Here is a 6,375-nt window from a genome sequence, read left to right on the forward strand (position 1 = left end):
CGGCGCGTTGCAACGCGATACGACCGGTGCCCAAAAGTCTTCCTCTCAGCCATCGCTCTCGCCGCTATCGTCATCTACTGGCTATGAGTCCTGAGGCTAGGCAAGAACACTTGCGATTTCTTCGACGCGAAGACTGGTCTTGGTGAGATAGCGGACCGCCATATCTCGCCGCACGGAGTCCAATATCATCTGATAGGATGTTCCAGCATCGCGCATGCGCCGTTGCAATGTGCTGCGGCTGATCCCGAGGGCAAGCGCTGCGTCCTCGGCGCCTGTGCGCCCGGCGGGCATCAGGTCGACCAGAGCGCCCCGCACCCGATCCGCTATGGGCCAGCGGTCGTTCTGCGCTGCCGGCTGAAGGTTGAGGTCGGCCTCGATGTCGGCCCAGAGGGCGGGGTTCTCGGAAATGAAACGGCGTTTCGCATCCTCGGGCGAGAAGGCCACATAGGCGGCATGCGAATGCTCCGGCATGACGCCGAGATGCCCGGCGATCATGCGTCGTTCCTCTGCCGATCCGTCGAAGCCCGCCGCAACCGGGACAACTCGGTGGGCCGCCGCGCCGCGAATGTTCTCGACCGCGACAACGAGTTGCAGCGCGCCAAGGCTCGGCGGCATGGGCACGCGGGCATCGACGCTGTCGAATTCCAGTCTGAGCAGACCGTCCTCGCGGAAAACCCGCGTGCATGTCGGACCGAGCAGCGCTTTGAACTGCGCAAGACGCAACAGCCCGGTTTCCATATCGGGCGCGCAGGACAGTGTGAAAAAGACCGGGATCACCGGCCCGCGCGAAATCGCGATACCGAGGTGGAGCACATAGTCGGGGCGTGGCGACAGGACCTCCATCGTGTTCCAGCAATCGAAATACTGCTGCGCCGTCACGCGCGACTCTGTCCGGCCGTAGGGAAGCGCGCCAAGCCCCACGGTTTCGAGCATCACTACCGGATCGACGTCGAGTATGCGGCAGGCCACGTCGGTCGCCATGAAAAGGGAATAGTTCGGTTCTGTGTCCATGGCCTCGGTCGTCGATCTCTCTCGACCTGCATGCCACGCGCCGAGGATCGCCGCCAGATACCGACAGGTCCGTGACCGGATTTGCTTGCCCTTGACCGTATCTGCATATCGCTGCCGTGTGTCGGCGGACTTAAGCTAAGCTTGACGGAGCGTCACGCGTTTCTCACAGCACGGCCGGAGACCGCCATGGACCTTAAGATCAACGGCACCAGTCATACGGTTGACCTGCCGGGCGACATGCCACTGCTCTGGGCACTGCGGGACGGTCTGAAGTTCACCAGCGTCAAGTATGGCTGCGGCATCGCGCAATGCGGCGCCTGCACCGTGCATATCGGCGGTGAGGCGGTGCGGTCGTGCCAGGTGCCGCTGGCCGATGTCTGGGGCGAGATCACGACGATCGAGGGGCTGGGCACACGGGACGCCCTGCACGTCATCCAGGCGGCATGGATCGACCAACAGGTGGCCCAGTGCGGCTACTGTCAGTCCGGTCAGATCATGCAGGCTGCCGACCTTCTGGCCCGCAATCCCGAGCCCACCGATGACGATATCGACGCCGCGATGTCGGGCAACCTGTGTCGCTGCGGGACCTATCCGCGCATCCGCGCCGCCGTCCATGCCGCCGCGCGCGCGATGCGGGGGGCCTGAGCCATGGGACGCGTCAAAACCATTGCCCGACGAACCTTTCTGATCGGGTCCGCCGCCATCCTCGGCGGGGTGGCATTCGGGGTCTATTACGTGTCGCGACCGACAGACAATCCCCTGCTAGACGGTCTGGCAGAGGGCGAAGCTGCGCTGACCCCGTTCGTCAAGATCACGCCGGAGGGCATCACCCTGATCGTGCCGCGCGCCGATGTGGGACAGGGGATTGCCTCGACCCAGGCCATGCTGATCGCCGAGGAGCTGGACATCGACCCGGCCACCGCGACCCTCGACCCCGGCCAGCCGCATCAGGCCTATTTCAACGGCACCGTCGCGGCCGACGGTCTGTCGTTTCCGGGATGGGACGAGGGGTTCGTTGCGGAGACGGTGCGCGATCTGATGATGAACGTCGCGCGGCTTTCCGGGTCGCAGTTCACCGGCGGATCGTCCTCGACCGCGGACCTGCACGAGACTTTGCGGCAGGCCGGTGCCACCGCGCGCGAGACCCTAAAGGCGGCAGCCGCGGCACGCACCGGCGTTGCGCGCGCCGACCCGCGGACCGAGGACGGGCAGGTCGTTTTGCCGGACGGCACGCGCATTCCCTATACCGAACTCGCAACGGAAGCGGCGGCAATCGAGCCGGTGGGCGTCGTGGCCTTGCGCCCGGCATCCGAATGGACGCGGTTGGCAAAGCCTTACCGGCGGCTCGACATTTTGGCGAAGTCGACAGGAACGCAGGACTACGGGATCGATGTGGCCCTCCGCGGCATGCTCCACGCTACCGTCCGCGCCAACCCCGGCCGTGGCGGCGATATGGCGGGCTATTCTGCGGATGCCGCGCTGGCGGTGCACGGCGTGCGGTCGGTCGTCGAGGTGAACGAAGGGCTGGCGGTCATCGCCGAGAACACCTGGTTCGCGTTTCAGGCCGCAGCGGCGCTGGAGGTCGACTGGCTCCTCCCCGACTACCCCGCCAGCTCTGCCGAGATGTGGCAGGTGCTGGATGACGCCCATGTCGACGACATGCGCAACAGCCGGTTGCGCGACGAGGGCGATGTCGAAGCGGCGCTCGAGGGGGCCACGGTCGTCGAGTCGGAATACCGCGCGCCTTTCCTCGCCCATGCCGCGCTCGAGCCGCTGAACGCAACGGTGCTGGTCGAAGACGACAAGGTGACGATCTGGACCGCGACGCAGGTCCCCCACGTGGTGCGGGATGCCGCCGCCGAGGTGACAGGCATCGACGCGGCCAATGTGATCCTCCATGCCCTGCCGGCCGGTGGCAGTTTCGGCCGCAGGCTCGACCACGATTACGTGGTTCAGGCGATCCAGATCGCCGCCTCAATGCCCGGCACGCCGATCAAGACAACCTGGAGCCGCGAGGAGGACATGACCCATGATTTTCCCCGGCCCCTGCACATGGCGCGCGGGCGGGGGGCGGTGGCAGACGGCCGGGTGCTGGCCTGCGATCTCGACTCGATCAGCCCGTCGCTGGCGGCGTCGTGGTTCGGGCGCGTCTTCATCGTGCCGCCCGGACCGGATGCGATGCTGGTCTGGGGCGCCTTCGACCAGCCTTATGCCATCCCGAACTACCGCGTGACCGGCTATGCCGCGCCGCCGCTGATGCCGGTCGGGTCGTGGCGCTCGCCCGGGGCCTGCTCCAACAGCTTCTTCCACGAAAGCTTCTTGTCCGAGTTGATCCACACCGCAGGGGCCGACCCGCTCGAGGAGCGGCTCCGGCTGATCGACCACGCGGACTCGCGCCGTGTGCTGGAGGCGGTGGGCGAGATGTCGAACTGGGCGGGTACCGACATCGGCCCGGGGCGCGGACGCGGCATCGCTTTCGCCTATACCCATGGCGTGCCTGTTGCCGAGGTCATCGACGTGACCCTGACCGACCGGGGCATCCGCATCGACGAGGTTTGGATCGCTGCCGATTGCGGCACGGTCTTCGACCCTGTCAACGCCGAAGCGCAGCTGACCGGCGCCGCCATTTTCGGCCTCGGCCATGCGATGAACTGCGAACTGACCTACGAGAATTACGCCGTGCAGCAAACCAACTTCCACGCCTTCGAGGGGATGCGCCTGCATCAGACGCCGCAGTTCCACACCCGGCTACTCGGACTTGCCGAGCGCGTCCGCGGCCTGGGTGAGCCTGCAACCGCCCCCGCCGCCCCAGCGCTGGCCGACGCCATCTTCGCCGCAACGGGCCAGCGTCCGCGCGAGATGCCGTTCAGCAAATCGGTGGACTTCGCGTGAGGTATGCCGCGCGCCTGTCCCTGATCGTCCTGGTCAACCTCGTGCCGGGAAATCCGGCACTGGCCCAGAGCGAACACGGCCTTGACCTGTCTTCATTGCCCGAGGCGGGGGCTGTGTCTTCCGACGAGGGGCTTGCCGCATGGGAGTGCATCCACACGGTCCTGACCCATCCCCGTTGCCTCAATTGCCACGTGGGCGCGGACAACGTCCCGCTTTGGGGCTCAATTGACGACCCCGACCGCGTCCACGGCATGGCGATCAACGCAGGCGACAGCCGGATTGGGGATGACACCATGTCCTGTCACGCCTGCCACCAGTCCTCGACCCGCCCCAACACCATCCCCCACGCAGCCCCGCATGCCGGCATGGACTGGCGGCTGGCGCCGATCGAATTTCAGTGGACCGATCGCACGAGCGCCGAGATCTGCGCCCAGATGCGCGACCCCGACCGGAACGGCGGCCGCGACGCGGCGGGGCTGGTGGAACACATCCTGCACGACGCAGAGCTGACCGGCTTCATCACCTGGAGTTTCGGTCCCGGCGCAGGCCGCGACCCTGCACCTGGCAGCCTGCAGACGCATCTTGAGGATATGGCCGCCTGGACCGCGGCCGGGATGCCTTGTCCGGAACAGTAGGGCCCACCCGCACGCCGTTTCGCACCGACCGAAAACACCTTCCCGCTTGCCATCAGGCAGGACCGTCCTGCCCAAGCCCTTCCGAAAGGACCAATCCATGACCGTGACCACATACCCCTCTGGCCGGACCGCGCTTCTCTGCATCGACCCGTACAACGACTTCCTTGCGGAGGGCGGCAAGATGTGGCCGGCCCTGAAGGAGGTCGCCACATCGGTGGGTCTACACACCAACCTGGCTCGGATCCGGGCGACCGCCCACGAGGCGGGCATGCCGATCTTCATCCTGCCGCATCACCGCCACCACGCCACGGATTTCGAGGGATGGGCGCACCTGACACCGTCACAAGCCGCGGCGCACGAATACCAGCTGTTCGCCGAAGGAACCTGGGGGGGTGAGTTCTACGACGGTTTCGGTCCGGAGACCGGCGATATCGTCATCAAGGAACATTGGGGGGCCTCCAGCTTCGCCAACACGGACCTCGATGTGCAGCTCCGACAGCACGGGATCACGCATGTCATCTTTGTCGGGCTGATCGCCAATACCTGCATCGAGACATCGGCGCGCCAGGCGGCCGAGCTTGGCTACCATGTGACGCTGGTCCGCGATGCCACTGCGGCGATGTCGGCGGACGCGATGCACGCCGCGCACGAGATCAACGGACCGACCTATGCCCACGCGATCCTCACCACGGCCGAGGTGGTTGGGTTTCTGGGCAGTGAGACGGCCGCATGACCCCGGCGCGGAGCGGCCGGTTTCGCCCGAGCATGGAACCGTCCTTTTGGGTCATCGCGCAGCTTCCGCCCGTCGTGGTAGCTCCATGACCAACCCGGACGCAGACGACGCCGGCCACGGTCGTCAAGTGCAAGACGCCCATGTAGTATGGCGACGCATCTTTCTGTCCCGTGACTGGGACGCGCTGCCGGAGCTTTTGGCGGATGACGTGACCTACCACAGCCCCGCCGACCCGATGCCGCTGCGGGGAAAGGACGCTTTTGTCGCCAGCTTGCAGCAGTCGTTTGGCCTCTTCGAGGACTTCGAGTACGCAAGGGAATTCGCCGGTGACGACGGCCATGTGCTGGAGTTTCGCGGTCGCGTCGGCGAACTGCCCACGCTTGGCGGTGCGCTGATCGGCGCGGCTGTATTCATATTGGTGTTGCGCCGGAAACAGGCCGAAGACGCAGGCAAGCCGCGCTTTTCCGTTTCGGACCTCGTGCCCTACTGCCTGCTTCTACTGCTGGTTCTGGTGACACGACTGATCAGCCCAGTGCGGCAGGCTGTCGGCGATCTGACACTGTCGTGGAGTCTCGAGGGTGGTTACGAGGGCACTTTTCAACCGTTCTATCACCCGGGCACGTTGCTCTTTCTGACCCTGTTTCTGAGCGCCCTGTTCACTGGGCGGGGACGGTTTCTGCCGGGAGCCGTGTCCGCAGCGATGCGTCGCCTTTTTCCCGTGTCCGTTGCCCTGCTGGTCATGCTGGCGCTCTCTCGGCTCATGGTCCATGCGGATATGATCGCCAGCCTCGCGGCGGCAGCAGCAGGTGTGGGGCAAGCCTGGCCGCTTCTGGCGCCCTACGTGGGTGTGCTTGGAACCTTTATTACGGGCTCCGCAACGTCTTCGAACATTCTCTTCACTGAGTTTCAGGTCTCGACCGCACACAGCGTGGACGTGCCACCCGCAATCCTGGTGGCTGCTCATGGGTTCGGATTAGCGATCGGCAACATCGTTGCGCCACACAACATCATTGCCGGAAGCGCGACGGTGGGTTTGATCGGACGCGAAGGCGAGGCATTGGCAAGCACCTTAAGGCCGTGCCTTATCTACGCCGCCATTGGCGG

The 6,375-nt window shown here is 65.6% G+C and carries 6 protein-coding genes and 1 pseudogene; 6 read left to right on the forward strand and 1 reads right to left on the reverse strand.

All coding sequences use genetic code 11. The features are described from left to right. A pseudogene (locus BUB76_RS17765) lies at positions 1-87 on the forward strand (IS5/IS1182 family transposase); the annotation flags it as partial. Positions 88-96: 9 nt separating this feature from the next. Here BUB76_RS17765 and BUB76_RS17180 read toward each other — a convergent pair. Beyond that, positions 97-1,011, reverse strand: a complete 915-nt coding sequence (locus BUB76_RS17180) for an AraC family transcriptional regulator (protein WP_084140745.1) — start codon at positions 1,009-1,011, stop codon at positions 97-99. A gap of 186 nt (positions 1,012-1,197) precedes the next feature. On the opposite strand from BUB76_RS17180, the gene BUB76_RS17185 reads away from it, so the two are divergent. The 5 genes from BUB76_RS17185 to BUB76_RS17205 form a co-directional block, all read left to right on the forward strand. Next, positions 1,198-1,656 (forward strand): (2Fe-2S)-binding protein, encoded by a 459-nt coding sequence (locus BUB76_RS17185; protein WP_073130686.1) that lies wholly within the window; start codon positions 1,198-1,200, stop codon positions 1,654-1,656. A gap of 3 nt (positions 1,657-1,659) precedes the next feature. Beyond that, positions 1,660-3,903: a xanthine dehydrogenase family protein molybdopterin-binding subunit gene (locus BUB76_RS17190; RefSeq protein WP_073130689.1), complete on the forward strand. Its 2,244-nt coding sequence runs from the start codon at positions 1,660-1,662 to the stop codon at positions 3,901-3,903. Continuing rightward, entirely contained in the window at positions 3,900-4,538 is a 639-nt protein-coding gene (locus tag BUB76_RS17195; RefSeq protein ID WP_084140746.1) for a hypothetical protein, read from the forward strand. Before BUB76_RS17190 ends, BUB76_RS17195 begins: the two co-directional genes overlap by 4 nt. 97 nt (positions 4,539-4,635) lie before the next feature. Further along, positions 4,636-5,271 carry a cysteine hydrolase family protein gene (locus BUB76_RS17200; protein WP_073130694.1) on the forward strand — a complete coding sequence of 212 codons (636 nt, stop codon included), beginning with the start codon at positions 4,636-4,638 and terminating at the stop codon, positions 5,269-5,271. An 85-nt stretch (positions 5,272-5,356) separates the two neighbouring features. After that, positions 5,357-6,375: nuclear transport factor 2 family protein (locus tag BUB76_RS17205; protein ID WP_175550338.1), on the forward strand; the 1,019-nt coding region annotated here is incomplete at its 3' end.

Source organism: Palleronia salina, from assembly GCF_900141995.1.
GTDB lineage: Bacteria > Pseudomonadota > Alphaproteobacteria > Rhodobacterales > Rhodobacteraceae > Palleronia > Palleronia salina.

Excerpts from the sequence above, each read along its gene's own strand:
- BUB76_RS17180 (WP_084140745.1), bottom strand. The coding sequence starts at position 1,011 with ATGGACACAGAACCGAACTATTCCCTTTTCATGGCGACCGACGTGGCC.
- BUB76_RS17185 (WP_073130686.1), top strand. The coding sequence starts at position 1,198 with ATGGACCTTAAGATCAACGGCACCAGTCATACGGTTGACCTGCCGGGC.
- BUB76_RS17190 (WP_073130689.1), top strand. The coding sequence starts at position 1,660 with ATGGGACGCGTCAAAACCATTGCCCGACGAACCTTTCTGATCGGGTCC.
- BUB76_RS17200 (WP_073130694.1), top strand. The coding sequence starts at position 4,636 with ATGACCGTGACCACATACCCCTCTGGCCGGACCGCGCTTCTCTGCATC.